Genomic DNA, 16,566 nt, shown 5'->3' on the forward strand with positions numbered 1-16,566 from the left:
GGCGGACTCCTTCTCCCACGACGTCGGTGCCGAGGTCCTCAGCACTTCTGATCGGCTCAACAGCGGGCCGCCGCCCGGCATTCCCGGGTCAGCCGAGTGACTCCACCCACTCCCGCACCGCGCCGGTGACGATCTCCAGCGCCCGGTCCTGGGTGATCTCCGCGCGCTTGGGGACGGCGAAACCGTGATCGCCGTACGGCACCTCGACCAGGATGTGGCCGCCCGGCGGGAATTCCTCCGGCCGCCCGAAGGGGTCGTTGCCGCCCTGCACGACCAGGGTGGGCACGCCGGTCTCCAGCAGCTCCCCGGCCCGGGACTTCTCCGGCCGGCCCGGCGGGTGCAGCGGGAAGGAGAGCGCGAGCACCGCGCGGGCGCCCAGGGCGGCGGCCGTGCGGCAGGCGACGCGGGCGCCCGCGCTGCGGCCGCCCGCGATCACCGGCAGGCCCGGGCGTGCGAGCGCCGGCCACACCCCGCGCCAGCCGGTGTCCAGGGTCTTCGGCGCGGGGGCGACCTTCTTGCCGGCGACCCGCCAGGGCTGCTCGACGAGGGCGACGGTCACGCCGTGCCCGGGGAGCGTCCCGGCGAGCGCCCGCAGGTCGCGCGCCTCGACGCCGCCGCCCGCCCCGTGGCCGAGGGCCAGCACCAGCCGGGCCCGTTGTGCGCTGTGCCAGGTGATCCGGGCGGTCCCCGCATCCGTGTCGACGGTCTCGGTAGTCACGTCAGAAGAGTGTGCCCTCCTCCGGCGCCTCCAGCTCCTTCAGCAGTTCCGGGCCGTTGTTGCGGACGTTGCTGACGGCGGTGGGGACCGGGTGTGCGCGCAGCAGGCCGGCCGGGGGCGGGTCGAGCAGGTCGCGCAGCGCGCCGGGGTCGGTGCGGGAGGGGTCGAGCCAGGCGTCCCAGCGGTCGGGGGTGAGCATCAGCGGCATCCGGGGGTGGATGTCGGCGAGGGAGCGCGGGCCCGGGTCGGGGGCGGCCGCCAGCGGGGTCCGCTCCGCCTCGGTGGTGATCACCGTGCAGGTGACCCACCACGCCTGCGGGTGGTCGTCGGGCAGGGTCCGGTCGCGCCAGAACTCGTACAGGCCGGCCATCGCGAACACCGAGCCGTCGGCGGGCCGCACGAAGTACGGCTGCTTGCGCGGTCGCTTGCGCCTGCCCTCGACCTCCAGGTCGCGCTCCTGCTCGCCGGTGACCCACTCGTAGTATCCGTCGGCGGGCAGGACGCAGCGGCGGGCGGCGAAGGCCCGGCGGTAGGACGGCTTCTCGTGCACGGTCTCCGCGCGCGCGTTGATCATGCGGGCGCCGCCCTCGGGCGTCTTGGACCAGGACGGGACCAGGCCCCACCGCAGCTTGCGGAGCTGGCGAACCGGACGCGGGGAGTCCGCGTCTTTCAGGGGGCGGTCCAGGACGGCGTAGACCTCCTTGGTCGGGGCCACGTTGTAGTCGGGGGCCAGGGCCTCCTCCGGCTCCCACCTCTCGATCCCGAAGACGCCCGCGAGATCCCCGGGTCCACGACTCGATGCATACCGTCCGCACATACGTGCCACACTGCCAGACTCCGTACTACTTGCAGGGAGCCACCGCGAGATATGGACAGCCTCGCCGCCACCGCGCTGCCCGACCTCTGGGACCGGCTCACCGGCACCCAGCCCGACCCCGCCCTGTGGGTGGTGCTGGCCACCGCGGCCGCGGCGCTCGTCGTGGTGGTCCCGCATCCGCTGTGGCGGATATCCCGCAACGCGATCACCATCGCGCACGAGGGCGGCCACGGACTGGTCGCCCTGCTCACCGGCCGGCAGCTGACCGGTATCCGGCTGCACTCCGACACCAGCGGGCTCACGGTCAGCCGGGGCAAGCCGTACGGCCTGGGCATGATCCTCACGGCCGCCGCCGGGTACACGGCCCCCTCGCTGCTGGGCCTCGGCGGGGCCGCGCTGCTGGGCGCCGGGCACATCACCGTCCTGCTCTGGGCGGCCACCGCCCTGCTGGTGGCGATGCTGGTGATGATCCGCAACGCCTACGGGGTGCTCACCGTGGTCCTCGCGGGCGGTGCCTTCCTGCTGGTGTCCTGGCTGGCGGAGCCCGAGGTGCAGGCGGCGTTCGCGTACGCGGTGGTGTGGTTCCTGCTGCTCGGCGGGGTCCGGCCGTCGTTCGAGCTCCAGGCCAAGCGGTCGCGGGGAGAGGCCGGCGACTCGGACGCGGACCAGCTGTCGCGGCTGACGCACGTGCCGGCGGGGCTGTGGCTCTTCCTGTTCCACGCGGTGTCCCTGAGCTCGCTGATCGGCGGGGGCCGCTGGCTGCTGGAAGGTTGACCCCGGGCCCTGCTTATACAGTGGCCCCATGGCCCCGAACAGCTCCTCCACCGCCCTCTGGCCCGCCCCGCACGCGAGCGGGGCCGTCGACGCGACGGTCCACGTGCCCGGGTCCAAGTCGGTCACCAACCGTGCCCTGGTGCTCGCCGCCCTGGCCTCCGAGCCGGGCTGGCTGCGCCGCCCGCTGCGGTCCCGCGACACGCTGCTGATGGCCGGCGCTCTGCGGGCCCTGGGCGTGGAGATCGAGGAGGGTATCGGCCCCGACGGCACCGGTGAGGCCTGGCGGGTGCTGCCCACGGGCCTGCGCGGCCCGGCCACGGTCGACGTCGGCAACGCGGGCACCGTGATGCGGTTCCTGCCGCCGGTGGCCGCGCTGGCCGACGGCCCGGTCCGGTTCGACGGCGACCCGCGGTCCTACGAGCGTCCCCTCGACGGTGTGATCGACGCGCTGCGGGCGCTCGGCGCCCGGATCGACGACGACGGCCGGGGCACGCTGCCGCTGACCGTGCACGGCGGCGGCGCGCTGGACGGCGGCCCGGTCTCGGTCGACGCCTCCTCCTCGTCGCAGTTCGTGTCGGCGCTGCTGCTGTCCGGGCCGCGCTTCAACCAGGGCGTCGAGGTCCGCCACACCGGCGCCACGCTGCCCTCGCTGCCGCACATCCGGATGACGGTGGACATGCTGCGCGCGGTCGGCGCCCAGGTGGACACCCCGGAGTCGGGCGGCGAGCCGAACGTGTGGCGGGTGACGCCGGGCGCGCTGCTCGGCCGGGACCTGACGATCGAACCGGACCTGTCCAACGCGCAGCCGTTCCTGGCGGCGGCCCTGGTCACCGGCGGCAAGGTGCTGATCCCGGACTGGCCGTCGCACACCACCCAGCCCGGCGACCGGCTGCGGGAGATCTTCACCGAGATGGGCGGTTCCTGCGAACTCACCGAGTACGGGCTGGTGTTCACCGGTTCGGGTGCGGTCCACGGCATCGACGTGGACCTGGGTGACGTGGGCGAGCTGACCCCGGGCGTCGCGGCGGTGGCCGCGCTCGCCGACTCCCCGTCCACCCTGCGGGGCGTGGCCCACCTGCGGCTGCACGAGACGGACCGGCTGGCCGCGCTCACCAAGGAGATCAACGAGCTGGGCGGTGACGTCACGGAGACGGCCGACGGCCTGCACATCCGGCCGCGCGCGCTGCACGGCGGGGTCTTCCACACCTACGAGGACCACCGCATGGCGACCGCCGGCGCGGTCATCGGCCTGGCGGTCGAGGGAGTGCGGATCGAGAACGTGGCCACGACGGCGAAGACCCTGCCGGACTTCCCCGGACTGTGGACCGGGATGCTCGGGCAGTAGGGACGTACAGCATGCGCCGCTACGGCAAGCACACCGACGAGGACGACATCCGCAGCCGTCCCAACCGCAAGGGCAACCGGCCGCGGACCCACATCCGCCCCAAGCACGAGGACGCGGCGGAGGGCATGGTCCTCACCGTCGACCGGGGGCGGCTGACCTGCCTGGTCGACGACCGCACGGTCGTCGCGATGAAGGCCCGCGAGCTGGGCCGCAAGGCGGCCGTGGTCGGCGACCGGGTCGCCCTGGTCGGCGACCTGTCCGGCCGGAAGGACACGCTCGCCCGGATCGTGCGCATCGGGGAGCGGACGTCGGTGCTGCGCCGGACCGCCGACGACGACGATCCGTACGAGCGGGTGGTCGTCGCCAACGCCGACCAACTGGCCATCGTGACGGCCCTCGCGGACCCCGAGCCGCGGCCCCGGCTGATCGACCGCTGCCTGGTCGCGGCCTACGACGGCGGTCTGGAACCGCTGCTGGTGATGACCAAGTCGGACCTGGCCCCGCCGGACAAGCTGCTGGAGCTGTACGGCGACCTGGACATCCCGTACGTCGTCACCAGCCGGGAGGAACTGGCCGACGAGGACGCGGCGGAGCGGGTGCGCACCCACCTGGACGGCAGGGTCACCGCGTTCGTGGGCCACTCCGGCGTCGGCAAGACGACCCTGGTCAACGCGCTCGTGCCGGAGGAGCGCCGGCGGCTGACGGGACACGTCAACGCGGTGACCGGGCGCGGCCGGCACACCACGACCTCGGCGCTGGCGCTGCCGCTGAGCGGGGCCGGCGAGGGCTGGGTCGTCGACACCCCGGGCGTCCGCTCCTTCGGGCTCGCGCACATCGACCCGTCCCGCGTGATCCACGCCTTCCCGGACCTCGAACCCGGCACCGCGCTCTGCCCGCGCGCGTGCGGCCACGACGAGCCGGACTGCGCGCTGGACGCGTGGGTGGCGGAGGGCCACGCGGACCCGGCGCGGCTGTACTCGCTGCGCCGGCTGCTGGCCACGCGGGAGCGCAAGGAGGGCGACTGAGCCTCGCGTTGTTTGACCGGGCACGGTGCCGGTAAGTGCATAATCGCACCGACCCGGAGATCCGGAACAACGGGAGGACCGTACATGGCGTGGCTGCTGGTCATAGTGGCCGGGATTCTGGAGACCGGTTTCGCCGTGTGTCTGAAACTCTCGCACGGGTTCACGCGCCTGTGGCCGACGGTCGCCTTCGCGTCGTTCGCCCTGGGCAGCTTCGGTCTGCTGACCCTCTCCCTCAGGAAGCTGGACGTCGGCCCCGCCTACGCCGTGTGGACGGGGATCGGCGCGGCGGGCACCGCCATCTACGGCATGGTCTTCCTCGGCGACCTGGTGTCCACCTTGAAGATCGTCTCCATCAGCTTGGTCATCGTCGGCGTGATCGGGCTCCAGCTCTCGGGCTCCGCGCACTAGGGGATGCCGTCCGGGCGGCTCACGCCGGCCGGTGGGGGAACACCGCCCGCACCCAGTCCGCCAGCGCGCCCTCCGGCGGCGGGGCCGCGGCGCAGGACAGGGCGACGCGGACGACGAGTTCGCAGGAGCGCGGCAGGCCGTCGGGGTCGTGCGCGGCGGCGCCGGGGCCGGCCAGCGCGGTCACGGCGCGGTCCCGGACGAGCCGCACGAAGTCGTGGGGCGTGGGCAGCGGCTCCCCGTCCCGGCGCTGTGCCGGCACGGAGGCGGCGCCGGGCGGCGGGGCGGGCAGCCGCTCGGTCCAGCACCCGGTGAGCAGGGCCCGTACCAGCGCGTTCTCCCGGGCCGTGGCGGCCGTCCACTCCGCGACGGCGGTGAGCCGGTCCCGTGCCTCCGCGGAGCCGTCCAGGGCCCGGTCGACGCCGGCGAGGTAGCCGTCGGCCTCCCGGCGTACCAGCGCCCGGGCCAGCCCCTCCTTGCTGCCGAACTCGTTGTAGAGGGTCTGCCGGGACACCCCCGCCGACGCGGCCACGTCGACCATCCGGACCGCGGACCACGGCCGGTGCGCGAGTGCCGTCCAGGCGGCGTCCAACAACGATTCCCGGGCAGCGGGCATCCTCGCCTCCCTGGGCCACAGCGGCGTTGCGCCCAGATTTGACGCGCCCGTGTGCCCTGTCAAGGGTGTGCGACGGCCGTTCGCGCGGTCCCCGTTGGCCCCCGCCCCCACGCGCCGGATACGGTTCCCCCCATGCCGGACTACCTCGACGACCTCCGTCTCGCCCACGTCCTCGCGGACGCGGCCGACGCCGCGACCATGGCCCGTTTCAAGGCGCTCGACCTGAAGGTGGAGACGAAGCCGGACATGACTCCGGTGACCGAAGCGGACAAGGCGGCGGAAGACATCATCCGCGGCCAGCTCCAGCGCGCCCGCCCGCGGGACGCGATCCTCGGCGAGGAGTACGGCGTCCAGGGCACGGGCCCGCGCCGCTGGGTGATCGACCCCATCGACGGCACCAAGAACTACGTGCGCGGCGTGCCCGTCTGGGCCACCCTCATCTCCCTGATGGAGGCGGAGGACGAGAAGGCCCCCCGGTCGGAGGAGACCGGGAACGGGGAGGGGTTCGCGCCCGTCGTCGGCCTGGTCTCCGCCCCCGCCCTCGGCCGCCGCTGGTGGGCGGCGAAGGGCCACGGCGCCTTCACCGGCCGCAACCTCACCTCCGCGCACCGCATCCACGTCTCCTCCGTCGGCACGCTCGCGGACGCCTCCTTCGCGTACTCCTCGCTCTCCGGCTGGGAGGAGCAGGGCCGCCTGGACGGCTTCCTGGACCTCGGCCGCCAGGTGTGGCGCACGCGCGCGTACGGCGACTTCTGGCCCTACATGATGGTCGCGGAGGGTTCCGTGGACCTCTGCGCCGAGCCGGAGCTGTCCCTGTGGGACATGGCCGCCAACGCGATCATCGTCACCGAGGCGGGCGGCACCTTCACCGGTCTGGACGGCCGCCCCGGCCCGCACAGCGGCAACGCGGCGGCGTCCAACGGCCTGCTGCACGGCGAGCTGCTGGGGTATCTCGAACCGCGCGCCTGAGCTTCGGCAAGCGCTCCCGGCACGCCCTCAACAGGCGTCACGCGCCCTCTTGTTGACCCTCGCTTTACCTGGCAATCTGGGCCCACCCCCACTTGTGAACTTGTGCATTGACGAACAGGTGCCTCCCGGCTCCGTGCCGCACAGGCGGGGGTCCCCAGGAGGTGGTCCATCCATGCTCGTCCGAGACGCCATGAGCACGGTGATCCTCACCCTCGGTCCCGCCCACACCCTCCGGCAGGCGGCCGGCCTGATGTCCGCCCGCCGCGTCGGCGCCGCGGTGATCCTCGACCCGGACGCCGGCGGGATCGGCATCCTCACCGAACGCGACATCCTCGTCTCCGTCGGCCTGGGCCAGAACCCGGACACGGAGCGCGCCCACGCCCACACCACCACCGACGTGGTCTTCGCCGCCCCGACCTGGACCCTGGACGCGGCGGCGAGCGCCATGACGCACGGCGGCTTCCGGCACCTGATCGTGCTGGACGGCGGCGAGGTGGCCGGGATCGTCTCGGTCCGCGACATCGTCCGCCGCTGGGTCCCGGCCCGGGCGCCCGCACCGGTGCCCTGATCACGCGGAGCGGGCCGGACCCAGAGCACCGTGGGTCCGGCCCGCCCGGCCGCGAAGGCGGCCGGCTCAGCCGCGCAGCGCCTGCACCGCCGCGTCGAGCCGCTTGCCGAAGTCGGCGTCGGCGTTGCGGAAGTTGCCGATCGCGCGCTCGACGATCTCCTCGCGCGAGACCTGCGCGAGGGCACCGGCCAGGTTGCCGACGAGGCGCTCCTTCTCCTCCTCCGACATCAGCCGGTAGAGGTTGCCCGCCTGCACGAAGTCGTCATCCTCGGCGTGCGCCGGCGTCGGGTGGGTGCCCGTGCCGCCGGTGAAGCCGTCGAACGGCTGCCACAGCGGGCGGCCGGTCTGCTGGGGCCCGCCGAAGCTGTTGGGCTCGTAGTTCTTCGCACCGCCGTGCCGGCCGTCGTAGAGGAAGCCGTCCCGGGAGTTGGTGCGCGCCTCGGCGGCGTGCGGGCGGTTCACCGGCAGGTGGTCGGCGTTGACGCCGACGCGGTAGCGGTGCGCGTCGCCGTACGCGAAGAGGCGGCCCTGGAGCATCTTGTCGGGCGAGGGGCCGATGCCGGGCACGAAGTGCGCCGGGGAGAAGATCGACTGCTCGACCTCGGCGAAGACGTTCCGCGGGTTGCGGTTCAGCTCCAGCCTGCCGATCTCGACGACCGGGTAGTCCGCGTGCGGCCACACCTTGGTCAGGTCGAACGGGTTGAAGCGGTAGGTCGCGGCGTCCGCGGCCGGCATGATCTGCACGCCCACGGTCCAGCTCGGGAACTCGCCCCGCTCGATCGCCTGGCGCAGGTCGCGCTGGTGCGAGTCGGGGTCCTGGCCGGCGAGGACGTCGGCCTCCCCGGCGGTGAGGGTCTTGATCCCCTGGTCGGTCTTGAAGTGGTACTTGACCCAGTAGACCTCGCCGGCCTCGTTGTTCCACTGGAAGGTGTGCGAGCCGAAGCCGTCCATGTGGCGGTACGACGCCGGGATGCCGCGGTCACCGAAGAGCCAGGTCACCTGGTGGGTCGACTCCGGGGACAGGGACCAGAAGTCCCACACGTTGTCGGCCTCGGTGCTGCCGGTGTACGGGTCCCGCTTCTGGGTGTGGATGAAGTCGGGGAACTTGATCGCGTCGCGGATGAAGAAGACCGGGGTGTTGTTGCCGACGAGGTCGTAGTTGCCCTCCTCGGTGTAGAACTTCAGCGCGAAGCCGCGGGGGTCGCGGACGGCGTCCGCCGCACCGAGGTTGCCGGCCACCGTCGAGAAGCGCAGGAAGACCTCGGTCTCCTTGCCGATCTGCGAGAGGAAGGCGGCGCGCGTGTACGGCGTGACGTCGGCGGTCACGGTGAAGGTGCCGTACGCGCCGGCGCCGCGGGCGTGCACGACGCGCTCCGGGATGCGCTCCCGGTTGAAGTGGGCCAGCTTCTCCAGCAGGAGCTGGTCCTGGAGGAGGACCGGCCCTCCGACGCCGGCCGTCTCGCTGTTCTGGTTGTCGGCGACCGGCGCCCCGGCCTCCGTGGTGAGCGGTCCCTGCGTCACGTGCGCCTCCTGCGTCATCGCTGACTAGTTCTGTCCTGTGGCCAACGCCAGTCCGGATCCTACACTGGACTTTGTCTAAGTCAAACGTCGATCCAATTTCACACCTATTCCCGACCTGGTCCCCTTTGCTGTTACGCTGTTGCCATGAGCGACCTTCTGGAACGGCTGCGTGGACGCGGATGGCGGATGACCGCGCAGCGACGCGTGGTGGCCGAGGTCCTGAACGGCGAGCACGTCCACCTGACGGCGGACGAGGTGCACGCCCGCGCCGTGACGCGGCTCCCCGAGATCTCCCGGGCGACCGTCTACAACACGCTGGGCGAGCTGGTCACCCTCGGCGAGGTGCTGGAAGTCACGACGGACAAGCGCGCCAAGCGCTACGACCCGAACGCGCACCGGCCGCACCACCACCTGGTGTGCGCCCGCTGCGGCGCGATCCGTGACGTCCACCCGGCCGGCAACCCGCTCGCCGACCTGCCCGACTCCGAGCGCTTCGGCTTCACGGTGTCGGACGTCGAGATGACGTACCGGGGCCTGTGCCCGGACTGCGCGAGCGCGTAGCACCCCCCGCTTCCCGCAAGAGCCCCGGCAGCCGCCGGGGCTCTTGCGCATGCCCGCCGGCCCCTCCCCCGCCGCGCCGCGGAGGGGCGCACGGAGACGATGTGCGCATGAAAACACCGAGGGCCGGAACCCATTTCTGGATTCCGGCCCTCGGCCTTCAGTAGCGGGGACAGGATTTGAACCTGCGACCTCTGGGTTATGAGCCCAGCGAGCTACCGAGCTGCTCCACCCCGCGTCGGTGAACACGACATTACGTGAGGCCTGTCCCCGAATGCAAATCGCCCGGCGCGAGGGGCGCACCGCGGGGTCCGCTCACGCCGACAGTTCCTCACGCAGGGCGTCCCGCAGCCGCCCCGCCCGCTCCGCGACCTCCGCCGGTCCCAGCACCACGGCCCGGTCGGCCCACCGCTGCCCCTCGGCCAGCTCACCACGGCGCGCGTAGACCAGGGCCAGCCGGAGCGCCGCCCGGCCGTGCCCGGCGTCCGCGGCCCGGGTCCACCACACCGCCGCCTCCGGCTCGCTGCCCTCGCGGGCGAGCAGCAGCCCCAGGTTGAAGGCCCCGTTGCGCGACCCGGCCTCGGCCGCGCTGCGGTACCACCGCGCCGCCTCCACCACGTCGCCGCGGGCCGCCGCCAGCATGCCGACCCGCACCTGTGCCCGCCGGTGCCCCTGCGTGGCGGCACGCTCGTACCACTCCTCGCACTCGGACTTCTCCTGCACGGCCTCGCCGAGCTCGTGCGCGGGCTCCAGCGGGCGGCGCGCGTCGAGCAGGGCGGCCAGCCGGTATGCGCCCTCCGCGCTGCCGCCCCCCGCCGCGCAGCGCAGGTGGCGTTCGGCCGCCGGCTCGTCGCCCTCGCGCAGCCGGGCGATGCCGACCTGGAGCGCGGCCTCGGCGTGCCCGGCGGCCGCCGCGCGCTCGTACCAGCGCAGCGCCGTCCCGCCCTCGTCGCGGCCGGCGTAGAGGATGCCGAGGTTGAACGCCGCGTCCACGCTGCCGGCCTCGGCCGCCTTGGAGAACCACGGTTCGGCCCCGGTCGTGTCGCCGCCCTGGAGCAGCAGGATGGCCAGCGCGTTCGCGGCCTCCCGGTGCCCGGCGTAGGCGGCGCGCCGGTACCACTGCTCGGCCTGCGCGGTGCGGCCCTGCTTGGCGCTGAGCAGCCCGAGGTTGTAGGCGCCGTTGTCGTCCCCGGCGTCCAGCGCGGCCCGGTACCAGCGCTCGGCGGTCTGGGTCTCGCCCCGCTCGGCGTGCAGCGCGCCCAGCGCGTTGGCCGCGTTGCCGTCGCCCTCCTGGGCGGCGCGCAGCCACCACACGGCCGCGCTCTCGCTGTCGCCCGCGTCGCGCAGCAGGAAGCCGAGCGCGCAGGCGGCCCGGGGCTCGCCGTCCTTGGCGGAGGTCAGGTACCAGCGCCCGGCCTCCTTCAGCTCCCCGCGCCGCTCCAGGATCGCCCCGAGGTGCAGCGCGGCCCGCCGGTGGCCGCGCGCGGCGGCCTGCCGGTACCACTGCTCGGCCTCCGGGGAGGCGCTGTCGCCCGCGGTCTCGTCCCCGTGTCCGGCCGCGCGGTCGAGGGCGCGCGCCAGCCGGTAGGCGGCCTCGCGGTGCCCGCGCTCGGCCGCGGCCCGCATCCAGTGCTCGGCGCCCACGTCCCCGCGGTGCTCCAGCAGGTCGGCGAGCGCGTAGGCGCCGAGGACGTGGCCCTGCTCGGCGGACTGGCGCAGCCAGTACTCGGCGGCCGGCTCGTCCCCGCGCTCCCGGTGGTGGCGGCCGAGCGCGTGCGCGGCGGTCGAGGAGCCGGCCACGGCGGCGATGCGCCACCAGCCGGCCGCCTCGTCGGCGTAACCGCGCTGGTGCAGCAGGACCCCGAGGTTGTTGGCGGCGGCCCGGTCACCGGACGCGGTGGCGGCGCGCAGGTGGGGTTCGGCCGCGTCGAGGTCGCCCCGGCGCAGCAGCATGGCCCCGAGGACGCTCGCCGCCTCCGCGTCACCGTTCTGCGCGGCGAGCGCGAGGCGCGTCTCCTCGGCGGCGTCCCCCATGTCCACCATCTCGTCGCGAGCCGGCTCCGCACCGGCAGGTTGCACAAATCGCCCTGTCCCGAACAGAGTTGCCTTGTCCCCCATAACGTCCATCGTCGCACCACCTACAACCTGGGTACACCCGGTATACCGCAGCCCGTGAGGTCACTTCAGCGTTTTGTCGACATGCCCACAGGGAGACAAGTCAAACACAGCGCGCCCAACTCCCCACGCCGGCGCGGCCGTCACCGGCCCCTGTACATGAGTTCGCACACCACGAAGGCCCGGACCCCCAAAAAGGGATCCGGGCCTTCGACTTCAGTAGCGGGGACAGGATTTGAACCTGCGACCTCTGGGTTATGAGCCCAGCGAGCTACCGAGCTGCTCCACCCCGCGCCGTTGCAGGTCAACCTTACCACGGCGCGGTGGGATCTTGATCAACTCTTGTTCCGGCCGCCGCTCCCGCCGGCCGCGGTCTGCGCCTGCTCGGCCCGCTTCAGCGCCTCCTGGAGCTCCTTCTGCGCCTTGGCGTACGCGTCCCAGTCGGGCCCGTCCTTCAGCGCCTGCTGCCCCGCGTCGAAGGCCTTCTGGGCGTCCTGGAGCGCCTGCCGGACCGTCGGGTTGGCGGTGCCGGGCGGCTTGGTGCCGCCGGTGTCCGGCGGCCTGGTGGTCGAGCCCGTCGAGCCCTTCGTGCCGAACACCTTGTCCAGCGCCTCGTCGAGCGTGTTCTCGAACGCGGTCTCGCCCTCGTAGGTGACCAGCACCTTGCGCAGCAACGGGTACTTGAGTCCACCGCCGCGTACGTAGACGGGCTCCACGTAGAGCAGTCCGCCGTCCAGCGGCACGGTCAGCAGGTTGCCGTACTCGACCTCCGAGTCGCCGCCCTTGAGGAGCTTGATCGCGGCCGCGATGTCCTGCTCGGAGTTGAACTGGCTCTGGACCTGTTTCGGCCCGTCGACGGTCGTGCTGGTCGGCAGCTTGAGGATTCTGATCTTGCCGTAGTCGCTGCTGCCCGCCTCGGCGTCCACCGACATGAAGGCGCTCAGGTTGTAACGGCCGTTGGGCGTGAACGTCGTCGACAGCGAGAACGCCTGCCGGCTCTGGTCGGGCATCTTCATGCTCAGGTAGTACGGCGGCACGGCGTCGCCCGACTTGTTGGTCGGGTCGTCCGGCACCTGCCACACCTCGCTGCCGGTGAGGAACGTCTGCGCGTCCGTCACGTGGTAGCGGGTGAGCAGCTCGCGCTGCACCTTGAACAGGTCCTGTGGGTAGCGGAGGTGGTCCATCAGGTCCCCGGAGATGGCGCTCTTGGGCTGCACCGTGCCGGGGAACGCCTTCATCCACGTCTTGAGCACCGGGTCCTCGGTGTTCCACTCGTAGAGCTTGACGTCGCCGGTGTACGCGTCGACGGTCGCCTTCACCGAGTTGCGGATGTAGTTGACCTGGTTCTGCTGGGCCACCACCGCGCGCGAGTTGTTCGCCGCGGTCAGCGAGTCGGCCGTGGTGTCGCCGAGGGTCGTGCGGGAGGAGTACGGGTAGCCGTTCGTCGTCGTGTACGCGTCGACGATCCACTGGATGCGGTGGTTCACGACCGCCGGGTACGCGTCGCCGTCGATGGTCAGCCAGGGGGCGACCGCCTCCACGCGCTCCTTGGGCGTGCGGTTGTACAGGATCCGCGACCCCTTGCCGATCGCGCCGGAGTAGAGGATCTGCGGCTCGTTGAAGGCCACCGCGTACGCCGCCCGGTTGATCGGGTTGGCGAGGTCGACCCCGCTCCCGCCCCGGTAGCTGGTGGTCTTCTCACCGTTGTCGTCGGAGTAATCGATCTCCTTCTGGGGACCGCCGACGATGGAGTAGGTGGTGGTCTTCTCGCCGTAGTAGACCCGCTGTTCGTACGCGCCGAGGTCGCCCTTCGACGGCAGGTCGTACTCGGTGAACACCGGTTCGCCGTTGGCGTTGGACTCGGTGCCCTTGGCGGCGACCACGCCGTAGCCGTGCGTGTAGCGGAAGTGGTCGTTGATCCAGTTGTTCTTCGGGATGCCGGCCAGGTTCAGCTCGCGCAGGCCGAGGACGGTGTCCTGCTCCTTGCCGTCCTTGGTCGGGTACCGGTCCACGTCCAGGTTGGTCGGGAAGCCGTAGTAGTTCTTCATCTGCTGGAGCACCTGGAACGTCGGCGAGACGATGTTGGGGTCCAGGATGCGGATGCTCGCCGCGTCGTCGGCGTCGTCGCGCAGCGTGGTCTTGTCCTGCGTGGTCGACCTGCCCGCGTACTCGGTGACCTTGGTGTCGTCGATGCCGTACGCCTCGCGGGTCGCCTTCAGGTTCTTCTCGACGTACGGCGCCTCCTTGGCCTGCTCGTTCGGCTGGACCTGGAACTTCTGCACGATGGCCGGGTACAGGCCGCCGATCAGGATCGCCGACAGGACCATCAGGCCGAAGCCGATCATGGGGAGCTGCCAGGTGCGCCGCCACAGCGTGGCGAAGAACAGCAGCGCGCAGATGACGGCGATGCAGAACAGGATCGTCTTGGCCGGCAGGTAGGCGTTGGCGTCGACGTAGCGCAGGCCGGTCCAGTTGCCGGTCGCCTTGAAGTCGCTGGACTTCACGGCGAGGCCGTACCGGTCGAGCCAGTAGGCGACGGCCTTGAGGGCGACGAAGACGCCGAGCAGCACCGACAGGTGCCCGGTCGCGGCGGCGGTGGCGCGCGCGCCGGGGCTGGTGACGCGCAGGCCGCCGTACAGGTAGTGCGTGAGCGCGGCGGCGATCAGGCACAGGATGGCCGCGGCGAAGCCGAAGCCCAGCAGGAAGCGGTACCAGGGCAGGTCGAAGACGTAGAAGGAGATGTCGAGGTGGAACTGCGGGTCCGTCTCGTGGAAGGGGACGCCGTTCACCCACATCAGCCAGGTCCGCCACTGGCTCGACGCCGAGGCGCCCGCGATCAGCCCGACCACCGCGGTGACGGCGAGCAGCAGCCACTTCTTGTAGGGCGCGATGCCCATGCGGTAGCGGTCGAGGTTCTGCTGCTCCATCGACATGGCGCTGAGCGGCGGCCGCAGCCGGTGCGCGAGCCAGATGTTGAAGCCGACCGCGAGGGCCATCAGCAGGCCGAAGACGAAGAACAGCCCGATCTTGGTCGACAGGGTGGTGGTGAACACGGACGAGTAGTGCACCGACCGGTACCAGAGCCAGTCCGTCCAGAAGCCCGCGAACATGGTGAACGCCATGCCGAGGACGGCGAGGACGCCCAGGGTCACGAGCAGGACCCGGATCTTCCGGGACGGGCGGCCCGCTCTGATCCGTGGCCCCGTCGGGCCTCCGCCCCGGTCCGGCATCTGGAAAGCCAAGGTGCGCACCTCGAAGTTCGCTGTCGATCCGTCAGGCCCCCGGGTTCGCGGGCCCGCCGTGGCCCCCCGTGTCCGCGGGCCCACGCCTATGCAACTTACTCACGGTTTACTCGGTTCCCGATTCGGGTCGGGAACAAGGCAGGATTGTGACCATGTCCAACACTCCCATGGCAGCGAGCCCGCTCACCCGGGCCGTACTCGAGATCGACGAGTACGTCTCCGGCCTCGGCTGGGACCAGCCCGCTCGCCTCTTCGCCCTCGTAGACACCGCACGGCTGCGGGCTCAGGAACCCGCGCTCGCGGCCCAGCTGGGTCTCGCGGACGAGACCGAGACCACCGGTCTCACCCCGATCGAGCAGGACGAGGTCCCGACCGGCAAGCCGCTGGACGAGTTCCTCGGCACCATCGCCTGGCCCGACGCGGTCGTCGGCTGCGCGCTCGCCGTGGAGCGCCTGATGCTGCCGCCGTCCGCCGAGGCCCAGGTCCCCTCCGGCCTGGACGAGTCCGCCCTCGCCTCCTGGGTGGCCCGGCACCCCGAGCGCCAGGAGGTCCGCATGACGGTGGCCGTGCTGCGCGACGGCAGCCGCGAGTCGGCGCTGCGGCTGCGCGAGAAAGACACCCCGACCGAGGTCCTGACCGGCCCGGACCTGGTGCCGGGTCTGGCGGAGGCCCTGGCGGCGACGTTCGCGGACTGACCGCGGCCGCCGCCGTACGGCGATGGGGGCGCCCCCGGTGTCCGGGAGCGCCCCCAGCCGTGTCCCGGCCCGCTCAGCCGGTGGTGCACTTCGGCAGGGCGGCGGTGTCGCCGTCGCGGATGTCCTTGAGCGCGCCGAGCGCGTCGCCGATGGTCTTGACCTTGACCAGGGTGAGCCCGTCGGGGGTGTCCTTGGCGGCCGCCGCGCAGTTGTCGGCGGGCGTCAGGAAGTACCGGGCGCCCTTGTCGCGCGCGCCGACGGTCTTCATCTCGATGCCGCCGATCGGGCCGACCGTGCCCTTGTCGTCGATGGTGCCGGTGCCGGCGACGAACTTCCCGCCGGTGAGGTCGCCCGGTGTGAGCTTGTCGTAGATGCCGAGGGCGAACATCAGGCCGGCGCTGGGCCCGCCGACGTCGGCGAGCTTGATGTCGATGGTGAACGGGAAGGTGTGGTCGGTGCCGGCGGAGATGCCGACGACGGCCCGCTCGGCGCCGCCGTCGTCGGAGGCCGCGGTGGTGATCGTGACGTCCCGCGTCCCGGTCGCCGTCCGGTGGGCCTTCTCGGCGGCGGCCTGCTCCTTGGCGGGGACGACCGTGAAGACGGTCTTCTGGCCGGGCTTGTGCCTGGTCACCAGCTCGGCGACGTCGGCCGGCTGCTTGACCGCGGTGCCGTCGACGGCCTTGATCACGTCACCGGCGTGCAGCCTGCCCTCGGCCGGGGATCCCTTGACGACCGTGGAGACGATCACCCAGGACTTCACCGGGACGCCCAGCTCCTTCAGGGCGGCGACTTTGGCGCTCTCCTGGGACTGGCTGAACTCCTCGGCGTTCTCCTGGGAGGACTGCTCCTCCGTCTTGCCGTCCGGGTAGAGCGTGTCGTGCGGGACGATCTTGGCGTCGTGCGCCAGCCAGCCGTAGACGGCCTCGACGAGGTTCATCCGGAAGTCGGCGCCGGTGACCCGGACGGTGGTCATGTTCAGGTGGCCGGCCGCCGGGTACGTCTTGTGCCCGGAGATCTGCAGCACCGGCTCGCCGCCGTGCTCGCCCAGCGTGTTCACGGTCGGGCCGGGAGACATCTCCGAGTAGGGCACGGGGATGAGTACTCCCGCGCACAGGAGCGCGATCAGCATCAGGGTCGAGGCGAGCATCGTCGCGGTGCGGCGTGGCATGCCTCGACAGTACGGGACGGCCCTGTCGGC

General features: G+C 72.3%; 15 protein-coding genes and 2 tRNA genes. 8 read left to right on the top strand and 9 right to left on the bottom strand.

All coding sequences use genetic code 11. From position 1 onward, the window contains the following. Positions 1-88: 88 nt before the first annotated feature. Together ACZ4K2_RS17455 and ACZ4K2_RS17460 are read right to left on the bottom strand one after the other, a co-directional pair. Positions 89-718 (bottom strand): alpha/beta hydrolase family protein, encoded by a 630-nt coding sequence (locus ACZ4K2_RS17455; RefSeq protein ID WP_467473641.1) that lies wholly within the window; start codon positions 716-718, stop codon positions 89-91. A 1-nt stretch (position 719) separates the two neighbouring features. Further along, on the bottom strand, positions 720-1,535 hold the full coding sequence (locus ACZ4K2_RS17460) for an SOS response-associated peptidase (protein WP_467473643.1): 816 nt from the start codon (positions 1,533-1,535) through the stop codon (positions 720-722). Positions 1,536-1,586: 51 nt separating this feature from the next. Here ACZ4K2_RS17460 and ACZ4K2_RS17465 point away from each other — a divergent pair, with 51 nt between their 5' ends. From ACZ4K2_RS17465 to ACZ4K2_RS17480, 4 genes are all read left to right on the top strand, one after another. Next, complete coding sequence (locus ACZ4K2_RS17465) at positions 1,587-2,309, top strand: M50 family metallopeptidase (protein ID WP_467473645.1); 723 nt, start codon at positions 1,587-1,589, stop codon at positions 2,307-2,309. A 28-nt stretch (positions 2,310-2,337) separates the two neighbouring features. Then, a complete protein-coding gene (gene aroA / locus ACZ4K2_RS17470; RefSeq protein WP_467473647.1) occupies positions 2,338-3,654 on the top strand; it encodes a 3-phosphoshikimate 1-carboxyvinyltransferase in 1,317 nt (438 codons plus the stop codon). Between the two features lie 11 nt (positions 3,655-3,665). Then, positions 3,666-4,679 (top strand): ribosome small subunit-dependent GTPase A, encoded by a 1,014-nt coding sequence (rsgA, locus tag ACZ4K2_RS17475; protein WP_467473649.1) that lies wholly within the window; start codon positions 3,666-3,668, stop codon positions 4,677-4,679. Positions 4,680-4,763: 84 nt separating this feature from the next. Continuing rightward, positions 4,764-5,087, top strand: a complete 324-nt coding sequence (locus tag ACZ4K2_RS17480) for a DMT family transporter (RefSeq protein ID WP_355071846.1) — start codon at positions 4,764-4,766, stop codon at positions 5,085-5,087. Positions 5,088-5,106: 19 nt separating this feature from the next. On the opposite strand, the gene ACZ4K2_RS17485 is transcribed toward ACZ4K2_RS17480, so the two are convergent. Further along, a complete protein-coding gene (locus tag ACZ4K2_RS17485) occupies positions 5,107-5,700 on the bottom strand; it encodes a TetR/AcrR family transcriptional regulator (RefSeq protein WP_467473651.1) in 594 nt (197 codons plus the stop codon). A gap of 132 nt (positions 5,701-5,832) precedes the next feature. On the opposite strand from ACZ4K2_RS17485, the gene hisN reads away from it, so the two are divergent. Then, positions 5,833-6,669: a histidinol-phosphatase gene (gene hisN / locus ACZ4K2_RS17490; RefSeq protein ID WP_467473653.1), complete on the top strand. Its 837-nt coding sequence runs from the start codon at positions 5,833-5,835 to the stop codon at positions 6,667-6,669. 172 nt (positions 6,670-6,841) lie between these two features. Further along, the gene (locus ACZ4K2_RS17495; protein ID WP_467473655.1) at positions 6,842-7,237 is read left to right on the top strand and encodes a CBS domain-containing protein; all 396 of its coding nucleotides are present in this window, start codon (positions 6,842-6,844) and stop codon (positions 7,235-7,237) included. 66 nt (positions 7,238-7,303) lie between these two features. On the opposite strand, the gene ACZ4K2_RS17500 is transcribed toward ACZ4K2_RS17495, so the two are convergent. Next, a complete protein-coding gene (locus ACZ4K2_RS17500) occupies positions 7,304-8,758 on the bottom strand; it encodes a catalase (protein ID WP_467473658.1) in 1,455 nt (484 codons plus the stop codon). Between the two features lie 144 nt (positions 8,759-8,902). On the opposite strand from ACZ4K2_RS17500, the gene ACZ4K2_RS17505 reads away from it, so the two are divergent. After that, entirely contained in the window at positions 8,903-9,319 is a 417-nt protein-coding gene (locus ACZ4K2_RS17505) for a Fur family transcriptional regulator (protein ID WP_467473662.1), read from the top strand. 161 nt (positions 9,320-9,480) lie between these two features. On the opposite strand, the gene ACZ4K2_RS17510 is transcribed toward ACZ4K2_RS17505, so the two are convergent. The 4 genes from ACZ4K2_RS17510 to ACZ4K2_RS17525 form a co-directional block, all read right to left on the bottom strand. After that, positions 9,481-9,554 (bottom strand) — tRNA-Met (locus tag ACZ4K2_RS17510). A gap of 77 nt (positions 9,555-9,631) precedes the next feature. Beyond that, a complete protein-coding gene (locus tag ACZ4K2_RS17515; protein WP_467473664.1) occupies positions 9,632-11,443 on the bottom strand; it encodes a tetratricopeptide repeat protein in 1,812 nt (603 codons plus the stop codon). Positions 11,444-11,651: 208 nt separating this feature from the next. After that, a tRNA-Met gene (locus ACZ4K2_RS17520) sits at positions 11,652-11,725 on the bottom strand. Between the two features lie 41 nt (positions 11,726-11,766). After that, entirely contained in the window at positions 11,767-14,661 is a 2,895-nt protein-coding gene (locus ACZ4K2_RS17525) for a UPF0182 family membrane protein (protein ID WP_467474056.1), read from the bottom strand. Between the two features lie 164 nt (positions 14,662-14,825). Here ACZ4K2_RS17525 and ACZ4K2_RS17530 point away from each other — a divergent pair, with 164 nt between their 5' ends. Continuing rightward, a complete protein-coding gene (locus ACZ4K2_RS17530; protein WP_467473665.1) occupies positions 14,826-15,368 on the top strand; it encodes a PPA1309 family protein in 543 nt (180 codons plus the stop codon). Between the two features lie 73 nt (positions 15,369-15,441). Here ACZ4K2_RS17530 and ACZ4K2_RS17535 read toward each other — a convergent pair whose 3' ends face one another. Continuing rightward, the gene (locus ACZ4K2_RS17535; RefSeq protein ID WP_467473667.1) at positions 15,442-16,536 is read right to left on the bottom strand and encodes a YlbL family protein; all 1,095 of its coding nucleotides are present in this window, start codon (positions 16,534-16,536) and stop codon (positions 15,442-15,444) included. Between the last annotated feature and the right edge of the window lie 30 nt (positions 16,537-16,566).

It is taken from the genome of Streptomyces sp. NPDC025833 (assembly GCF_055558055.1).

What these genes read in the sequence shown, in the direction of transcription:
- ACZ4K2_RS17460 (WP_467473643.1), bottom strand. Translation starts at nt 1,535, where the DNA reads ATGTGCGGACGGTATGCATCGAGTCGTGGACCCGGGGATCTCGCGGGC.
- ACZ4K2_RS17465 (WP_467473645.1), top strand. Translation starts at nt 1,587, where the DNA reads ATGGACAGCCTCGCCGCCACCGCGCTGCCCGACCTCTGGGACCGGCTC.
- aroA (WP_467473647.1), top strand. Translation starts at nt 2,338, where the DNA reads ATGGCCCCGAACAGCTCCTCCACCGCCCTCTGGCCCGCCCCGCACGCG.
- rsgA (WP_467473649.1), top strand. Translation starts at nt 3,666, where the DNA reads ATGCGCCGCTACGGCAAGCACACCGACGAGGACGACATCCGCAGCCGT.
- ACZ4K2_RS17480 (WP_355071846.1), top strand. Translation starts at nt 4,764, where the DNA reads ATGGCGTGGCTGCTGGTCATAGTGGCCGGGATTCTGGAGACCGGTTTC.
- ACZ4K2_RS17485 (WP_467473651.1), bottom strand. Translation starts at nt 5,700, where the DNA reads ATGCCCGCTGCCCGGGAATCGTTGTTGGACGCCGCCTGGACGGCACTC.
- hisN (WP_467473653.1), top strand. Translation starts at nt 5,833, where the DNA reads ATGCCGGACTACCTCGACGACCTCCGTCTCGCCCACGTCCTCGCGGAC.
- ACZ4K2_RS17495 (WP_467473655.1), top strand. Translation starts at nt 6,842, where the DNA reads ATGCTCGTCCGAGACGCCATGAGCACGGTGATCCTCACCCTCGGTCCC.
- ACZ4K2_RS17505 (WP_467473662.1), top strand. Translation starts at nt 8,903, where the DNA reads ATGAGCGACCTTCTGGAACGGCTGCGTGGACGCGGATGGCGGATGACC.
- ACZ4K2_RS17515 (WP_467473664.1), bottom strand. Translation starts at nt 11,443, where the DNA reads ATGGACGTTATGGGGGACAAGGCAACTCTGTTCGGGACAGGGCGATTT.
- ACZ4K2_RS17525 (WP_467474056.1), bottom strand. Translation starts at nt 14,661, where the DNA reads ATGCCGGACCGGGGCGGAGGCCCGACGGGGCCACGGATCAGAGCGGGC.
- ACZ4K2_RS17530 (WP_467473665.1), top strand. Translation starts at nt 14,826, where the DNA reads ATGTCCAACACTCCCATGGCAGCGAGCCCGCTCACCCGGGCCGTACTC.
- ACZ4K2_RS17535 (WP_467473667.1), bottom strand. Translation starts at nt 16,536, where the DNA reads ATGCCACGCCGCACCGCGACGATGCTCGCCTCGACCCTGATGCTGATC.